Annotated in this window: 14 protein-coding genes; 7 read left to right on the top strand and 7 right to left on the bottom strand. The window is 60.9% G+C overall.

Going from position 1 to position 14,623, the window contains the following annotated elements; genetic code table 11:
* Positions 1 to 42: 42 nt before the first annotated feature.
* Positions 43 to 1,404, bottom strand: a complete 1,362-nt coding sequence (gene yvcK, locus DXY31_RS09575; protein ID WP_114993665.1) for a gluconeogenesis factor YvcK family protein — start codon at positions 1,402 to 1,404, stop codon at positions 43 to 45.
* 237 nt (positions 1,405 to 1,641) lie between these two features.
* On the opposite strand from yvcK, the gene DXY31_RS09570 reads away from it, so the two are divergent.
* A complete protein-coding gene (locus DXY31_RS09570; protein ID WP_114993664.1) occupies positions 1,642 to 2,385 on the top strand; it encodes an ABC transporter ATP-binding protein in 744 nt (247 codons plus the stop codon).
* Positions 2,386 to 2,388: 3 nt separating this feature from the next.
* A complete protein-coding gene (locus DXY31_RS09565; RefSeq protein ID WP_114993539.1) occupies positions 2,389 to 3,318 on the top strand; it encodes an MlaD family protein in 930 nt (309 codons plus the stop codon).
* 10 nt (positions 3,319 to 3,328) lie between these two features.
* Here DXY31_RS09565 and DXY31_RS09560 read toward each other — a convergent pair whose 3' ends face one another.
* Entirely contained in the window at positions 3,329 to 5,488 is a 2,160-nt protein-coding gene (locus DXY31_RS09560) for a magnesium chelatase subunit D family protein (RefSeq protein WP_114993538.1), read from the bottom strand.
* Between the two features lie 15 nt (positions 5,489 to 5,503).
* Between DXY31_RS09560 and folK the strand changes: the two genes are divergently transcribed.
* A complete protein-coding gene (gene folK, locus DXY31_RS09555; protein WP_371639322.1) occupies positions 5,504 to 6,019 on the top strand; it encodes a 2-amino-4-hydroxy-6-hydroxymethyldihydropteridine diphosphokinase in 516 nt (171 codons plus the stop codon).
* Between the two features lies 1 nt (position 6,020).
* On the opposite strand, the gene DXY31_RS09550 is transcribed toward folK, so the two are convergent.
* The gene (locus DXY31_RS09550; RefSeq protein ID WP_244279682.1) at positions 6,021 to 7,823 is read right to left on the bottom strand and encodes an ABC transporter ATP-binding protein; all 1,803 of its coding nucleotides are present in this window, start codon (positions 7,821 to 7,823) and stop codon (positions 6,021 to 6,023) included.
* Between the two features lie 14 nt (positions 7,824 to 7,837).
* Between DXY31_RS09550 and DXY31_RS09545 the strand changes: the two genes are divergently transcribed.
* Complete coding sequence (locus DXY31_RS09545; RefSeq protein WP_114993537.1) at positions 7,838 to 8,398, top strand: NUDIX hydrolase; 561 nt, start codon at positions 7,838 to 7,840, stop codon at positions 8,396 to 8,398.
* A 13-nt stretch (positions 8,399 to 8,411) separates the two neighbouring features.
* The gene (locus DXY31_RS09540) at positions 8,412 to 9,890 is read left to right on the top strand and encodes an FAD-binding domain-containing protein (RefSeq protein WP_114993536.1); all 1,479 of its coding nucleotides are present in this window, start codon (positions 8,412 to 8,414) and stop codon (positions 9,888 to 9,890) included.
* A gap of 2 nt (positions 9,891 to 9,892) precedes the next feature.
* Here DXY31_RS09540 and DXY31_RS09535 read toward each other — a convergent pair whose 3' ends face one another.
* Both DXY31_RS09535 and DXY31_RS09530 read right to left on the bottom strand, forming a co-directional pair.
* Positions 9,893 to 11,104 carry a DegT/DnrJ/EryC1/StrS aminotransferase family protein gene (locus DXY31_RS09535; RefSeq protein WP_114993535.1) on the bottom strand — a complete coding sequence of 404 codons (1,212 nt, stop codon included), beginning with the start codon at positions 11,102 to 11,104 and terminating at the stop codon, positions 9,893 to 9,895.
* 10 nt (positions 11,105 to 11,114) lie between these two features.
* Positions 11,115 to 11,732, bottom strand: a complete 618-nt coding sequence (locus tag DXY31_RS09530; RefSeq protein ID WP_114993534.1) for a thioredoxin family protein — start codon at positions 11,730 to 11,732, stop codon at positions 11,115 to 11,117.
* A 72-nt stretch (positions 11,733 to 11,804) separates the two neighbouring features.
* On the opposite strand from DXY31_RS09530, the gene DXY31_RS09525 reads away from it, so the two are divergent.
* Complete coding sequence (locus DXY31_RS09525; protein WP_244279680.1) at positions 11,805 to 12,362, top strand: hypothetical protein; 558 nt, start codon at positions 11,805 to 11,807, stop codon at positions 12,360 to 12,362.
* On the opposite strand, the gene DXY31_RS09520 is transcribed toward DXY31_RS09525, so the two are convergent.
* Together DXY31_RS09520 and DXY31_RS09515 are read right to left on the bottom strand one after the other, a co-directional pair.
* Positions 12,320 to 12,748 (bottom strand): hypothetical protein, encoded by a 429-nt coding sequence (locus DXY31_RS09520; protein WP_114993533.1) that lies wholly within the window; start codon positions 12,746 to 12,748, stop codon positions 12,320 to 12,322. The genes DXY31_RS09525 and DXY31_RS09520 overlap by 43 nt on opposite strands.
* Positions 12,749 to 12,751: 3 nt before the next feature.
* A complete protein-coding gene (locus DXY31_RS09515; protein WP_114993532.1) occupies positions 12,752 to 13,693 on the bottom strand; it encodes an FAD-binding domain-containing protein in 942 nt (313 codons plus the stop codon).
* Between the two features lie 118 nt (positions 13,694 to 13,811).
* On the opposite strand from DXY31_RS09515, the gene fabI reads away from it, so the two are divergent.
* Complete coding sequence (fabI, locus tag DXY31_RS09510; RefSeq protein WP_114993531.1) at positions 13,812 to 14,594, top strand: enoyl-ACP reductase FabI; 783 nt, start codon at positions 13,812 to 13,814, stop codon at positions 14,592 to 14,594.
* Positions 14,595 to 14,623: the final 29 nt, after the last annotated feature.

The following is a 14,623-nucleotide window of genomic DNA, read 5'->3' as shown; positions in this document are numbered from 1 at the left end:
AAAAGATTTTGTTTCTTGAATTGAAGATTTAGTTGGAATGATTTAACTCGCTACAGAAGATTTATCAGTTTTGTGTTTTCTGTAAAAGCGCATCACTCCCAGCGCCAGACTGCGAGGGTCATGACGCAGGGTTGCTGTTGGCCTGCTGCCTTGCAGTGGTGCTTCCATCACGTCGTATCCCTCGGCCTCTAGCTCGCGGCGATTGCAGGTCACCGGCTCAGCTCCGCGTGAGCGGTAATGCTTGATCAGTGGTGAGTCTCCGATCGGCTCTTGAGCGAGCACGGCATCAAAGAGTCGGTGGTTGATGCCTAGAGAGGCCAGTTGCGCTTCGATGGCCCTCAGATGTCCACTCACATCCAGTCCGTCAGTTTCACCGGGCTGTGTCATCAGATTGCAGATGTAGAGCTTCGGCGCACGGCTGCGCTGAATGGCACTTACCAGTTCAGGAACCAGCAGATTGGGCAGCAGTGAGGTGTAGAGGCTGCCAGGGCCCAGCAGAATCAGATCCGCCTGTGCGATGGCCTCCAAAGCCCTCGGCAGCGCTGGGGGGCGTTCCGGCAGACATCCCAGACGAACGATTGGGCTCGGTGCTTTCCCGATCGCCGATTCCCCTTCGATGCGGCGACCGTCCTCCAGTTCAGCCCAAAGCCGCACATCCACATTCGTGGCAGGCACCACCTGACCCTGTACGGCCAGCACTCGGCTTGAGGCGGTGATCGCCGTTTCTAGGCTGCCGGTGATAGCGGTGAGCGCTGAAAGAAAAAGATTGCCGAAGCTGTGACCCTCAAGGCCCCCTCCTGCTGAGAAGCGGTACTGGAACAGACGGGTCAGCAGCGGTTCTTCGGTGGATAACGCTGCCAGACAGTTGCGGATGTCGCCGGGTGGTTGAACGCCTAGCTCTCGCCGCAGCACGCCGCTGCTGCCGCCATCGTCAGCCACGGTGACGACGGCCGTGATGTGGCTGCTGTAACGCTTGAGGCCACTCAGCAGCGTGGAAAGCCCGGTGCCGCCGCCGATGGCGACGATGTTTGGACCACGGTTGAGGCGGCTTTTTGCGCGCAGTGCATCCACCAAAACGGTGTCTTTTTCAGGGGCCAGGGCCTGTTGGATGGAACCGAAGCTGCGGCTCTGCCCCCAGAGCAGCAGGCCGACGCCCACAAGTAGAACCAACGGCCCGGTAATTCCCCTCGGCAACACTCGAGTGATCCAGCTCAATGATTCCTGGATGGCCCAGAGCATCCAGTAGATCGGCTGTAAATCGGCCCAGACCGCAGCGCCCAGCAGGGCCAACATCAGTCCAATTCCTGAGGTGAGCAACCAACGCTTTACCACCAGACCTGGTTGGAGCCAACGCACCGCCCGGCGGGAGCGCATCATCAGATCACGCTGCCGTGCGGCCTGCATGGCTCGGATGCGTTGACGGCGTCCGCGGTGGCTGGGGCTGGTCAAGTGCAATCCGGGGCCGAGGTCGTCGCTTCCCTTGCGATGAGGGAACTGTACGGAAGTTGTTCTTGATGGCCATCCCCTTCAGTGCAAAGGAGGCAATATGGGCCTCTAATGCGTAGAAACCCCGTGCAGACCAGGCTGGATCCGACCTCTCCAGCAACCCAGACGCCTGTGGTGGAGATGCGTGACCTCACGATGCAGTGGGGGGCCAAGCCGGTGCTGGACAATGTGAAGCTCTCCATGCAGCCGGGAGAGCGTATTGCGGTGGTTGGGCCTTCAGGGGCGGGGAAGTCAACGGTCCTGCGGCTGTTGGCTGGTCTGCAGTTGCCCACTGCCGGTGAACTGCGCCTGTTTGGAGAACTGCAGGATTACTTGCGCCTTGATCAGCGCCGTCCGCCGGATGTGCGACTGGTGTTTCAGAACCCTGCCTTGCTGGCCTCACTCACCGTTGAGGAAAACGTTGGCTTTCTTTTAATGCGCCTCGGGCGACTGAAACCTGCCCAGATTCGTGAGCGGGTTCAGCAGTGTCTTGAGGCCGTTGGCCTGAATGATGTGGCAGATAAGTATCCCGGCCAGCTCAGTGGAGGTATGCAGAAACGGGTGAGCTTCGCCAGGGCTTTGATTGACGATCCCGACCGCGAAGAGGGGGCGATGCCACTGTTGCTTTACGACGAGCCGACGGCAGGCCTTGATCCGGTTGCCTCAACTCGCATCGAGGATCTGATCGTGAAGACCACGACCGTGGCCCGTGGCTGCTCAGTTGTGGTGAGTCATGTGCAGAGCACAATCGAGCGTTCTGCGGAACGCATCGTGATGCTCTACGGAGGCCGTTTTCAGTGGGACGGCAGCGTCGATGAGTATCGCTCCACCGACAACCCCTACGTCGTTCAGTTCAGGACGGGTAACCTGCGCGGACCGATGCAGCCCTCCGACCAATGAGCCATGCGCCGTAGTGTCCGCGAAGCCCTGGTTGGCTTTTCGATCGTCGGAGCGATCGCAGCATTTGCCGGCACCATGCTGTGGCTCAGAGGTGTCCGTCTTGGGTCGGAGACCTGGACTGTGACGGCAGACTTCGCCAACGCTGGCGGACTTGCAGCCCGCTCACCCGTTACGTTTCGGGGAATCATGGTCGGTACGGTTCGATCCGTCAAAGTCACCCCGATGGCTGTGAAGGCCATGTTGGAGATCCATGCCGATGATCTCAAGCTGCCTTTGCCCGTGAAGGCTTCCGTCTCCTCGGCATCACTTCTTGGAGGTGATTCGCAGGTTGAACTGGTCACAACAGGAGCGCCACTTCCGAAGAATGCGCCCACGCCGAAATCAGGCCGTTGTCGCAACAGCGGAATCCTTTGCAACGGTGCAACCGTCCCTGGCGAGTCGGCCGCGAGTCTTTCCACCGTGACAGCCACCCTCGAGCAGCTGCTCAATGAGGCACAGAAGTCGAACCTGATCCCCGAACTGGTGGAGTCAACCAAGCAGTTCGGGATCACCAGTCAGGACGCTTCAAAGTTCCTGAATACGGCAGATGTGGCGGCTGAAAATGTCGACGAGCTGGTCAACCAGCTGCGCGCTGAAGTGGCCAGAGCCAAGCCCACCATTGAAAATCTGAACAGGGCCACCGCTGAGGCTGCCGATGCTGCAGCCCATATCAACAATTTGGCAGGGGCGATCGACAACCCTGAAACGGTGAGTGATCTCAAGCAGACGGTGACCAATGCCCGTGATCTCACGGCTCGCATCGATCAGGTCGGTGGTGATATCGAACAGCTCACTGATGATCCCCGTTTCATGAAGAGCCTGCGCAGCGTGATGATCGGGCTCGGGACCTTGTTTGAGGAGGTCTATCCCGCGCAGACCGGTACATCGAACTAGTGCTGCAAAGTCAGGTCACTGCATTGATGGCATCCATGGCCATGGCCGCGATCGCCTGATCGCTGGCTTTTGGCAACTGAACATATTTGCCCCCTGCGGCTTCGGCCAGGTCTTTGCCCATGCCACTACCGATGAATTTGCGCTCGGTGTCGATCACCAGCAGCTTGATGCCCAGCATCCGGTAGCGCGTTGCCACATCCAGCACTTCCTGTTTGAGGTCTGGCTTTTCTTCGCCTTCCAATTCCGGCTGGCCTAGGGATGTGCTGAGGGGCACGTTGCCACGCCCATCGGTGATGGCCACCACCACAACCTGGCCCAGATCGCCTGTTGCCAGAGCATTAGCGCCAACCCGTGCTGCCTGGGTCAGTCCATGGGCCAGTGGTGAGCCTCCGCCACAGGGCATCGATTCCAGACGCCGTCGTGCTGCGGTGATCGAGCGCGTGGGAGGCAGCAGCACCTCGGCCTGATCGCCTCGGAAGGGGATCAACGACACTTCGTCGCGGTTTTCGTAGGCCTCGGTGAGCAGCCGAATCACAGCGCCTTTGGCGCTCTGCATGCGGTTCAGGGCCATGGAGCCGCTGGCATCCACCAGGAAGATCACCAGGGCTCCGGCCTGGCGCTGCAGCAGCTTGGCGCGTAGATCGCCTTCCTCAACGATCACACTGCGCTCGGGCTGGCGTTCGCGCCTTGCTTTCTGGTAGGGCGCCGCAGCGCGCAGCGTGGCATCCACGGCGATGCGTCGCACTGGGCCTCTGGGCAGCACCGGTTTGACGTAGCGGCCGCGGCTGTCGCTGAGCACGACCGAACGACTGCCGCTGCTACCACTCTTGCTCTTGGCAGCATTGAACAGCAGCAGGTCGGGATCGATGGAGACTGCCTCCGGATCGAGCATGAATTCCTCGGGGACTGAGGGCGGTGCCTCGTCCTGCTCCGACTCGTCGTCGTCGTTGTTGTCGTCTTCTTCGTTGTCGTTGGAGTCCTGCTCGGGCGGGTCGTTCTGATCTGGATCCGAGCCTTCCGGCGGCGGGGGCTGGTTCTCCGGGTTCTGCTCGCCTGCCTCCGGTGGTGGGGGGTTCTGGTCTTGAGGGGGTTCCGGCGGCGGTGGTGGCTCCATCTGCTGATCCGGCGGCGGCAGTTGTGACGCACGTGGTGCGATCACCAGGGCCACAGCTACCTGAAGGTCGTCTGCTTCCACCTGTTCTCGGCCACTCAGGGCTGCATGGGCTCTGGCGACGCGCACGGCGTAGAGCTCGGATCGGTGCCCCTCTACGCCTCCGCGGATTGCTTCGGTGACGAGGTACTCGATCTGCTCACCACTGATGCGCACGTCTGGCAGCCACTGACGGGCCAGCAGCAGCTGGGTGGCCAGAGCATCGGTTTCCTCTTTCCAGCGCTCTGCAAAGCTGCGGCTGCACTGGCCGTGGCTCAACACCGCATTGGTGATTTCCACGCGCTCCTCCGTGCTCACCAGCTGATTGGCTGAGAGGGCGATCGCAAACCGGTCGAGCAGGTGGTCGCGGACGTTGCCTTCCTCGGGGTTGTAGGTGGCGATCAGCAGCGGCCTGCAGGGGTGGCTGAGGCTCAGGCCTTCCCGCTCCACCAGGTTCTCGCCGGCGCCCACGGCTGCCAGCAGAAGGTTGATGATGCCGTCATCAAGCAGATTGAGCTCATCGACGTACAGCACTCCGCGGTGAGCTTCTGCCAGCAATCCCGGCTGGAACACAGGGCTTCCACTGGCCAGTGATGCGGCCACGTCCACGGCACCGACCAGTCGGTCTTCGGTGATGCCGAGAGGCACCTGCACGAAGGGAGCGGGAATTACCTTGGAGGGCGGATCCTGGCTCAGCCGCTCGCGCCAGCTGGCATCCCATTCCTCCGGCCTGGTTGGGTCGAGGTTGAGCCCCGGTCCGGCAGAGAGACCCGCGCTCTCCTGATCCAGCACCTCGATCGGTGGCAGCAGGGCATGCAGGCCTCTTGCCAGAACCGACTTGCCGGTGCCTCTGCCCCCGGCGATGATCACGCCTCCCAGAGCGGGGTCCACCGCTGCCAGCATCAGCGACAGTTTCAGCGTTCCATGGCCTGTGATGGCTGCCAAAGGGAAGGCACGGCTTGCCTGTTCCTGAGCAGCTGTGCTGGCCATAGCGCTGGCGACCCCTCCACCTGAAACCATGAATGTTTGCCGGCCCTGCGCGTGAGCCCCAGTCTCGCTGATCAGGCTCATTCGCTTGCCATCGCCCTTGGGGCAAACCTGCCCAGTCGCGCCGGTGAGCCTCGTCAGACCCTGATCACGGTTCGTCCTCAGTTGGAGCGGCTTGTGAGCCACTGGGCCAGAGATGTTCCAGAAGAGCTGCTCTGCTCCTGGTCGCCACTGTTCGAGACGGCTCCAGTGGGTGGGCCTCCACTGCAGCCGATGTACTGCAATGCCGTGGTGCTGTTCGAAGGAGTGCAGCGCCCTGCCGCCGAGGCTGCGGCGTTGGACTTGCTCACGCAGCTGCATCAGCTGGAGCGCCGTTTCGGTCGTGATCGAAACAAGGAGCTGCCATGGGGTCCTCGCAGCCTCGATCTGGATCTCCTCTTCTGGGGGGAATGGCGACTGGACCATCCGCGGCTTGTGTTGCCTCACCCACGGCTGCACCTGCGCCAATTTGTTCTCGAGCCTTTGCTGGCAGCCATGCAGCGATCAGTCGACTGGCATTCCTGAATCAGATCTTTAGCAATGAAGAGGTCAGGTCGATCACCACATCAGCTTCTTGGATCAGATTCGGATCGTGGCTGCTGAACAAAACCAGTCGCTCCCTGGACCGTTCGAGGATCACTTCCCGCACCCGCTGGCTGGCGCTGGCATCAAGAAAGGCCGTGGGCTCATCCAGAACATCCACCGGTCGGTTCCGAAGCCAGGCTCTCAACAACCCGAGGCGATGGATCTCACCGCCTGAGAAGGGTGTCTGGGCAAGTGACATGGGGGTATCCAGGCCGTCATGTCTGTCCAATAGGTGCTCCAGTCCCAGGCGATGCAGCCATTCCTCAATGGTCTGGTCGGCAAGATCAGTGCCAAGCAGCAGGTTGTCGCGCAGGCTGGCTTCGAACAGCACGGCATGTTGTGGTGCGCAGGCCATCAGTCCGCGCAACTGCCGAGCAGCGGCCAGCCCTGACAACTGAAACGTTGTGTCTTGGCAGTGGATCGTCCAACAGCTGTTCTCTTCGTCCTGGAGTCCGCTGATGCGATCTAGAAGGTTGGTCTTGCCGCAGCCTGAAGCCCCAGTGATCGCAACCAGTCGATTGGGTTGAAGGCTGATGGATCTCGGTGCAGCTGTGCTGGGATCTGTGCTTTGCCAGTGAAACTGGCTCCAGCGTTCCAAAGCGAGCCTTTGCAGGGTGTGTTCGCCCAGATTTGTGCCGCTGGCCTGCTGCGGGTTTCCCCGCAGTTGATGGCGGCGCTCACGCAGCGCCTCGTATCCAGGCAGGCTGCCGAGGCACAGGCGTCGGGCCTGCACCACAGCACTTAGGGATGTACCGGCTCGGTAGGCCAGCACCAACGTTGTGGCCAGCACCTCAGCTGTGAGCGCTTCCCCTTGCATCAGCATCCAGAGGCCAGCAATGGCCACTACAAGCGTGTCGCGCCAGGCGTTGTAGCCCACGCGTCTGCGTACGCGTTCCCTCAGCAGCCAGCGTCCTTTGGCGGTTTCCCGTGCGAAGCGGTTCAGCAGCCAGTCTTCAGCGGCAGCGGCACGCAAGGCTTTGAGTCCGTGTAGGCCATCCCCCACTGTGCGTTGCAGGGCTGCATTCAGGCGGCTCTGGATCCGGCCCAGTCCCCAACTGCCGGAACGCTTCAGCAGGGCTGCGCTCGCGGTTGCCGCCAGCGCCAGCAGCAGCGGCCAGGCTGCAGAGCGCCCCACCAATAGAACGCTGATCAGGTAGATCAGCATCGCCAGCAGCGCCTGAACCATCCGCAAGGCCTGATCCAGGCTCATGGCCGAGCGAGTGATGTCGGCCATCAGCAGTGCCAGCAGATCACCCCGGCCAATCTGATCCAGTTGTCGGGATGAGGCGGAGAACACCTCATGCAGCAACTGTTGCCGAAGTCGGTCGGTGAAGCCTGAGCGCAGCCATTCCCTGCTTACGGCCACTCGGGCCTGGATCAGACCTCGAGCAAGGATGAGGCCCACCAGCAGCACCATGCTGGACGACAGTGGTAGGCCTTTGAGCAGATCCGCTGATGCGGCGGATTCTGTTCCCGAGCCCAGTAAGAGGCTGATGGCCAACCCAAGTCCAGCGATGTCGAGCAGGCTGCTCACCACGCTCAGCAAGGACTGCAAGCTGAGATGACGCCAGCCCGCCTCCCGTGACAAGTCTTTCAGCAGCTGCATCTGCTGCAGCCGGGGAAGCACTTTGGGTGGTGAAGACTTCAAGGCTTGACCAGTCGGTGCTTGATCAATGAGCGCGATGCTGAAAGAAGCGAAAGTTGTCCGTCGATCCTGACGCTCACCCGCCATGCTGGTGCCCATCGTCCTGAGAAGCCATGGCCCCGCTGCCGGCTCCAGAGCCCTATGAGCTGCTGGAGACCATCGATGCCCTGGATGCGCGCAAGGTGCGCTTCGAGCGCAACCGCATCCGGTTGCCCATGGGGGTGGAGGGCAGCTTCGGGATCATCAAGCATCCGGGAGCATCCCTGGCTGTGCCGATCACCAATGAGGGACAGGTGGTGGTGCTGCGTCAGTACCGCTTTGCTGTTCAGGCCAGGCTGCTGGAGTTCCCGGCCGGCACGCTTGAGGAGGGAGAAGATCCTTTGGAGTCGATGCAGCGGGAGCTCGGGGAGGAAGCGGGCTACAGCGCCGCCCGCTGGGATGCCCTCGGTCCAATGTTGCCTTGTCCTGGGTATTCCGACGAGGTGATCCATTGCTTCCTGGCCAGGGATCTCACAGTCCTGGAGAACCCTCCGGCAGGTGACGACGATGAGGATCTCGAGGTTCTGCAGATGAGTCCTGCCGAACTGGATGCTCGCTTGGGCTCAGGCGAGGAGTGGCTGGATGGCAAAAGCGTGACCGCTTGGTATCGGGCCAAGCAGTTGCTCGGTCTCTGAATCTCAACCAAGGATGAGCACCCCCCGCACGCTGTTCTGGCACCGCCGCGATCTGCGCTTGGCGGACAATTCAGGTCTTGAGGCGGCCGTGGCAATGGGCCCGGCTGTCACGGGCGTTTATGTGCTCGATCCGGCTCTGATCACGCCGCCACCCCAGCTGCCGCCGATGGCACCCGCTCGGTTGTGGTTTCTGGTGGAGAGCCTGGTCGAACTGCAACAGCGCTGGCTGCAGGCTGGTAGCCGCCTGCTGGTACTGGCCGGTGATCCGGTTGTGCTGCTGCCGCAGTTGGCGGCCTTTCTGGACGCACCCACCGTGGTTTGGAGTCGCGATGTGGAGCCCTATGCCCGTGAGCGCGACCGTCAGGTGGCCAAGGCCCTGCAAACCGATGGGCGCAAGCTGCTGGTCGACTGGGACCAGCTGCTGGTGGCGCCGGAGTCACTCAAAACCGGCGGAGGTGACCCTTACCGCGTGTATGGACCTTTTCTGCGCAATTGGCGTGGTCAGGTTGAGCGACTTGCCCCAAGCACCACAGACGCTCCCCTAGGCCTGCAGGATCTGAACCAATCCCAGCTCCAGCAGATCAGCTCTGCGGAGGGAGATCTCGGCCGGCTTTGTTCCCAGGGACAGTCTGAGCTTGAGCGATTGCGCAGCAGTCATGGATTTGCTGGTACGGACGTGTGTCCTTGCAGGCCGGGAGAAGCTGCGGCGGCGGATCAGTTGATGACCTTCGCTGATGGGCCCCTGCTTGGCTATGAGCCGGATCGCAATTTCCCTGGTCAGCAGGGCACTTCTTCGTTGAGTGCGGCTCTGAGTGTCGGCACGATCAGTCCCAGGCAGGCCTGGTGTGCGGCCCAGAGCGCCAAGCAGATCGTGCGCAGTGATGAACAGCAGCATGCGATCACGGTGTGGGAGCAGGAGCTGGGCTGGCGTGAGTTTTACCAGCAGGCGTTGTTCCATTTCCCTGAACTGGCTGATGGCCCTTACCGCGAGCAATGGACACGCTTCCCTTGGCAGAACAACGAAGAGTGGTTTGCCTGTTGGAGACAGGGCCAAACCGGGATGCCGATCATCGATGCAGCGATGCGCCAGCTCAATCAGAGCGGTTGGATGCACAATCGCTGTCGCATGATCGTCGCTTCTTTTCTGGTCAAAGACCTGATTTGCGACTGGCGTTGGGGCGAGCGGGCCTTTATGGAGCTGGAGGTTGATGGTGATCTTGCGGCCAACAATGGCGGCTGGCAGTGGAGTGCCAGCAGCGGCATGGATCCCAAGCCCTTGCGAATCTTCAATCCTGCGACGCAGGCATCAAAGTTCGATGCCGAGGGTGATTACATCCGTTACTGGTTGCCTGAGCTGCGCCATGTGAACACCAAGGATCTGCTCAGCGGTGAGATTGGTGCACTTGAGCGTCGCGGATATCCCGAGCTTTTGATCGATCACAAGAAGCAGCAGGCCTACTTCAAGGGGCTTTACGCCACGATCCGATCCTGAGCTCAGGCCGCCACGCTGCAGGTTTGTGAATCCAGCGGGGCGGTCTGGATGAGCAACGAACGCAGCACGGAAATCACCTGCTCCTGCTGCTCGCTGGAGAGCTCCGGGAAGATCGGCAAACTCAGCACTTCACTACAGAGCTGCTCGGTTACTGGTAGACGGGTGTTTTGATGCTGATCGGCGTAAGCCGGTTGGCAATGAATGGGAATGGGGTAGTAGATGATCGTGCTGACGCCTCGATCCTGCAGGCTCTGTTTCAGCCAGTCGCGACAATGACTGCTGGGTAGTCCGAACTCACTGGGGCGATGACTGCCACTGGAGGAGATGTCAGTTGGGCAGACTGTGACACGCACCACAAACTGATTCCAGCCGTGGCCATTTCCTGTGGATGGATCGGGGAGTAGCAAGCCTGGTACATCTTTTAGAGCTTCGCGGTAGCGCTGGGCGATCTCCCGGCGGCGTTCCACCCATTGGGTCAGCCGGGGCAGTTTCACGTTGAGCACAGCGGCTTGCATCGCATCAAGCCGGCTGTTGTATCCGAGCTCGGTGTGCAGGTAACGGCGGGGCATGCCGTGCACGGCCAGTTCGCGCATGCGTTGAGCAAGAGCTGCGTCGTGGCAGGTCACGGCGCCGGCATCACCAGCCGCTCCAAGGTTTTTGGTGGGAAAGAAGCTGAAGCAGCCCATATCCCCCCAGCTGCCGACTGGTCGTCCATTCCAGCTCGCACCAGTGGCTTGAGCACAGTCTTCAACAACGCAAAGATTGTGATCTTTGGCGATCGCCATCAACCGGGTCATGTCCACGGGCCGACCGAACAGATGTACAGGAATCAGGGCTTTGGTCGCGGGAGTGATCGCAGCAGTGATCTGATCGAGATCGATCAGGTAGGTGAGTGGATCCACATCCACGAAAACGGGCGTCGCACCCACTGCGCTGACGGCTTCAGCTGTGGCAAAGAAGCTGAAGGAGGCTGTGATCACCTCATCACCGGCACCGATGCCGAGGGCTCTCAAGGCCAGGATCAGGGCATCGGTGCCGCTGTTGCAACCAACGGCGTGGGCCGTGCCGACCACAGCCGCGAAGCCGGTTTCAAAGCTTTTGATTTCAGTGCCGCCGATGTACTGACCGCTGCGCAACACACGCAGCGCGGCTTCATCGAGTTCCGGCCCCAGGTCGGCGAGCTGCTGACTGAGACTGAAGGGAGGCACCTGCATGGGTGGCACCTTAAGCCGGTGCCCCGAACCACGGTGGCTCTTGTCCGGGATGCCACTTGATATTGCAGCCGACGGATGGGTGCTGGTCCTCGTTGACAGGTTGGCCATGGAGGACCGCATCGAGTGCTCTGCGCAGATCGCGACCATCCAGTGGCACCTCATTGCCTGGGCGGCTGCCGTCCAGCTGGCCGCGATAGCGCAAGGTTTGAAGGTCTGCACCATTGGGGCTGAACAAGTAGAACTCCGGCGTGCATGCACCCTTGAGGGCTTTGGCCAGGTTCTGCTGCTCATCCAGGAGATAGGGGAAACTCCACTGCCGCTGCTCTGCCTGATGGCGCAGGCCCTCGGGACCATCCTGTGGATGGGTGGTGAGGCTGTTGCTGGAGACGGCCAGCAGGGTGACGGCTGGGCCGTAGTGCTCAGCGAGCCTGCTCAGCTCGGGTTCCACATGCTTCACAAAGGGGCAGTGTGCACAGATCAGCATCACCAGGAGTGGTTGTGCAGGTAGATCGGTGTTGCTGAGAGTTGCTGCGGCAGCGGAATCCCTCAAGCTTCCGCTCACCACGGGCAACTTGAAGTCGGGTAACGCTTCGCCAAGGGGCAGCATGGTTGAGGGAGTGAGAGCCATGGCGAACGAGCAACAAATGGTGCATCACTCTTCATCCTGGTTCAGACTCCGCTCCTCCGGTGTAGAGAACGCGTGCTCAGGCGTGCCCAGGCAGGTCGGATCTCAGTCGTAACACTGGCTTTGGTGCTCACGGCCTGTTCAAAACCTCAGCCCTCCACCTGGAAAGTGTTCCCGCTGCAGCGGCGGATGCCCCATGACGGCCTTGCTGTGGTGAGTCAGCCCGACGGCTACGGTCTTCACCTCTTCCTGGAAACCAACACGGACGATCCAGCGGAGTGCACGCCGCGCTGGTTCCCAGATGCGGCACGTCTGTTTAATGGCAACGGCACAGCACCTTTCAGTGCAGGCCTGGCGCCGCGAGAAGAATTCTTTGCTGTCGTGCGTCGCAGCGATGTTCTCCAGGCTCTGCAGACGCAGTTGAAGGCTCTCTGTCAGCAGCGGGCTCCTCAGGCTCGCTGGCGCTGGACTCCTCCGCCAACCGATGCATCGGAGCTGATGCCTGTCCAGCTGCCGGCTTATCAGCGGAGAGATCTGCTGAGGGATCCCGCTGAAGAGAAGCGGCTTGAGAACGAGTTGCTCGATGATGCTCAGAAGCGTTCCCAGACCAACGGTTCAGCCTCTCGCCAGTAGCGACTGAAGCGTCCGAGCCTCGGGGGCCGAGGCATATCGACGAATGGTTCCTGTGCCAGCAGTTCCAGCGGGCAGTGCTGTTCGATGGACGCAGCGATGCGTTGTAGGCGGGGGTCGACGGGCAGGCTGCTCAGGACGCCATCGGCATGGTGACGTTCAGCGAAGGCAATCACCTCCTTGTCCACATCACCCTTGCGCAAGGTGATGGGTAGATCCAGGGCGCTTTCGTACAGAAAGCCGAGTCGTTTGCGGCTGATGCAGGCTTCTCGGATCCATTGGGTGTCAAAGACAAAAATGGCGGGGTGATCCGGCCGCTCAAGCAGCGCTGGGTTGTTAGCGCCGAGTGCTTCCTCGTGCACCCAGATCACTGGTCGTTGAAGAGACATGGCTTATCGCTTTGGTCGGGCCATGGCCGCATGACCGATTCCGTTCAGGTTCTGTTCTCGGCCTGAGCGCTGCCTGCGATTGCGGCTGCGTCTGGGGGGGACGTCTCGAATGGCGCCCTGGTTGGCGAACAGCTGATCTTCCAGTTGCTCGTAACTGCCCTCGAAGGGGCAGTGCTCGCTGCTGGAGCAGGTCCTGCAGAACTGTCCATCGCTGAACCGCTCCAGATTGCCTTTGTTGAAGAAATAGGGCTTGTGGCTGAAGCTGCTGGCCACCCACTGCCAACTCAGATGGTTGCTGGAGGGGTCTCCGTCCAACAGATGCTCCAGAAACCAGTCCGCGCCGGCCTTCCAGTGCACCTTGCGCCAATGCACCACATAAGCAGCCATCCACATGCGTGCGTGATTGTGCAGCCAGCCTCGGGTGATGAGCTCGCTCTGGAATCCGTCCATGCATGCCAGACCTGTTGTTCCCTGGCGGATGTCCTCAGGGAGCTCTCTGGCGTAGGAGGCGGGATCGTGCCCGGTTTTCAGCGCTTCCTGGCTGTCGTGGATGCCATCACCAAGATCCCGCCACATCCGCTGCCAGAAGTCCCGCCATCCCAGCTCATTGATCAGTTTGCTTCCCTCATTCCGGCTGCGAATGCGCTGGAACACGGCATCCCGCACCTCGGCGAGGCTGAGCACACCGTGGCGGATGTAAGGCGATAAACCCGTGACTGCACCTCTGAGGTGATTGCGGCTTTTGGTGTAGCGCCGTGGGTCGATACGACTCAGCGTTTGTTCTGCAGCGTCTCGACCTCCGCGCAATGGGCTGAGCGCTCCGCCCGCCTCCGGGAACTCCTCTTCCAGCAGGCGTTCGAGCGCACCGCGGTCCGGGAGATCCCTGGAAAGGTCTCCAGGCCGTTCAGACCATGACAGCGATGTTGGGCTGGGTTGCGGGGGCACCGAACAATGAATTTCTGGGTGTCATCCTGTCGATCCAGGGGCTCAAACGCGACCGCTGCTGGGAGTTCGGGTCGGGGATGGTGGAGAATCCCCCAACAGTTCAGCCAAGACCGGTCCGATGCTTCTCGATCTCACGGGCAAGAAGATCCTCGTTACCGGTATCGCCAACAATCGATCGATTGCCTGGGGCATCGCCCAGCAGCTCAAAGCGGCGGGTGCTGAATTGGGCATCACCTATCTCCCTGACGAGAAAGGTCGCTTTGAGACCAAGGTTCGTGAGCTCACCGCTCCCCTTGAACCTTCGTTGTTCCTACCTCTGAATGTTCAGGATGCCGTTCAAATGGAAATGGTCTTCGCAGAGATCAAGCAGAAGTGGGGCGTGCTGGATGGATTGGTGCATTGCCTTGCTTTCGCGGGCAAGGAGGAACTGATCGGTGATTACAGCGCCACAACCTCTGAGGGTTTTGCCCGAGCTCTCGAGATCAGTGCTTATTCCCTGGCTCCCCTGTGTCGTCATGCCAAGCCGCTGTTCAGCGAGAAAGCTGGGGTGGTCACGCTCACTTACCTGGGCGCTGAACGCGCGATTCCCAATTACAACGTGATGGGTGTGGCCAAGGCCGCTCTGGAAGCATCCGTTCGCTATCTCTCCGCCGAGCTCGGTCCCGACAAGCAGGTTCGGGTGAACGCCATCAGTGCAGGACCGATCCGCACGCTGGCCAGCTCTGCCATTGGTGGCATCCTCGACATGATTCACAACGTGGAGGAAAAGGCACCGCTGCGCCGCACCGTCACCCAGACGGAAGTGGGCAACACTGCTGCGTTCCTGCTCAGTGAGCTATCAAGCGGTATTTCCGGCCAAACCATCTACGTGGATGCCGGCTACTGCATCAATGGCATGTGATTCAGTTGTGCTGTGAGATTGGGTCCGAC

The sequence above is a fragment of the Synechococcus sp. UW179A genome, from assembly GCF_900473965.1.
Classification (GTDB): Bacteria; Cyanobacteriota; Cyanobacteriia; order PCC-6307; family Cyanobiaceae; genus Synechococcus_C.
This window is presented reverse-complemented; position numbering and strand designations above follow the sequence as displayed.

Coding starts and splice junctions, on each gene's coding strand:
- DXY31_RS09565 (WP_114993539.1), top strand. CDS start 2,389: ATGCGCCGTAGTGTCCGCGAAGCCCTGGTTGGCTTTTCGATCGTCGGA.
- DXY31_RS09520 (WP_114993533.1), bottom strand. CDS start 12,748: ATGTCTCTTCAACGACCAGTGATCTGGGTGCACGAGGAAGCACTCGGC.
- DXY31_RS09535 (WP_114993535.1), bottom strand. CDS start 11,104: ATGCAGGTGCCTCCCTTCAGTCTCAGTCAGCAGCTCGCCGACCTGGGG.
- yvcK (WP_114993665.1), bottom strand. CDS start 1,404: ATGCAGGCCGCACGGCAGCGTGATCTGATGATGCGCTCCCGCCGGGCG.
- DXY31_RS09560 (WP_114993538.1), bottom strand. CDS start 5,488: ATGGTTTCAGGTGGAGGGGTCGCCAGCGCTATGGCCAGCACAGCTGCT.
- DXY31_RS09550 (WP_244279682.1), bottom strand. CDS start 7,823: ATGGGCACCAGCATGGCGGGTGAGCGTCAGGATCGACGGACAACTTTC.
- DXY31_RS09540 (WP_114993536.1), top strand. CDS start 8,412: ATGAGCACCCCCCGCACGCTGTTCTGGCACCGCCGCGATCTGCGCTTG.
- fabI (WP_114993531.1), top strand. CDS start 13,812: ATGCTTCTCGATCTCACGGGCAAGAAGATCCTCGTTACCGGTATCGCC.
- DXY31_RS09530 (WP_114993534.1), bottom strand. CDS start 11,732: ATGGCTCTCACTCCCTCAACCATGCTGCCCCTTGGCGAAGCGTTACCC.
- DXY31_RS09570 (WP_114993664.1), top strand. CDS start 1,642: ATGCAGTGGGGGGCCAAGCCGGTGCTGGACAATGTGAAGCTCTCCATG.
- DXY31_RS09545 (WP_114993537.1), top strand. CDS start 7,838: ATGGCCCCGCTGCCGGCTCCAGAGCCCTATGAGCTGCTGGAGACCATC.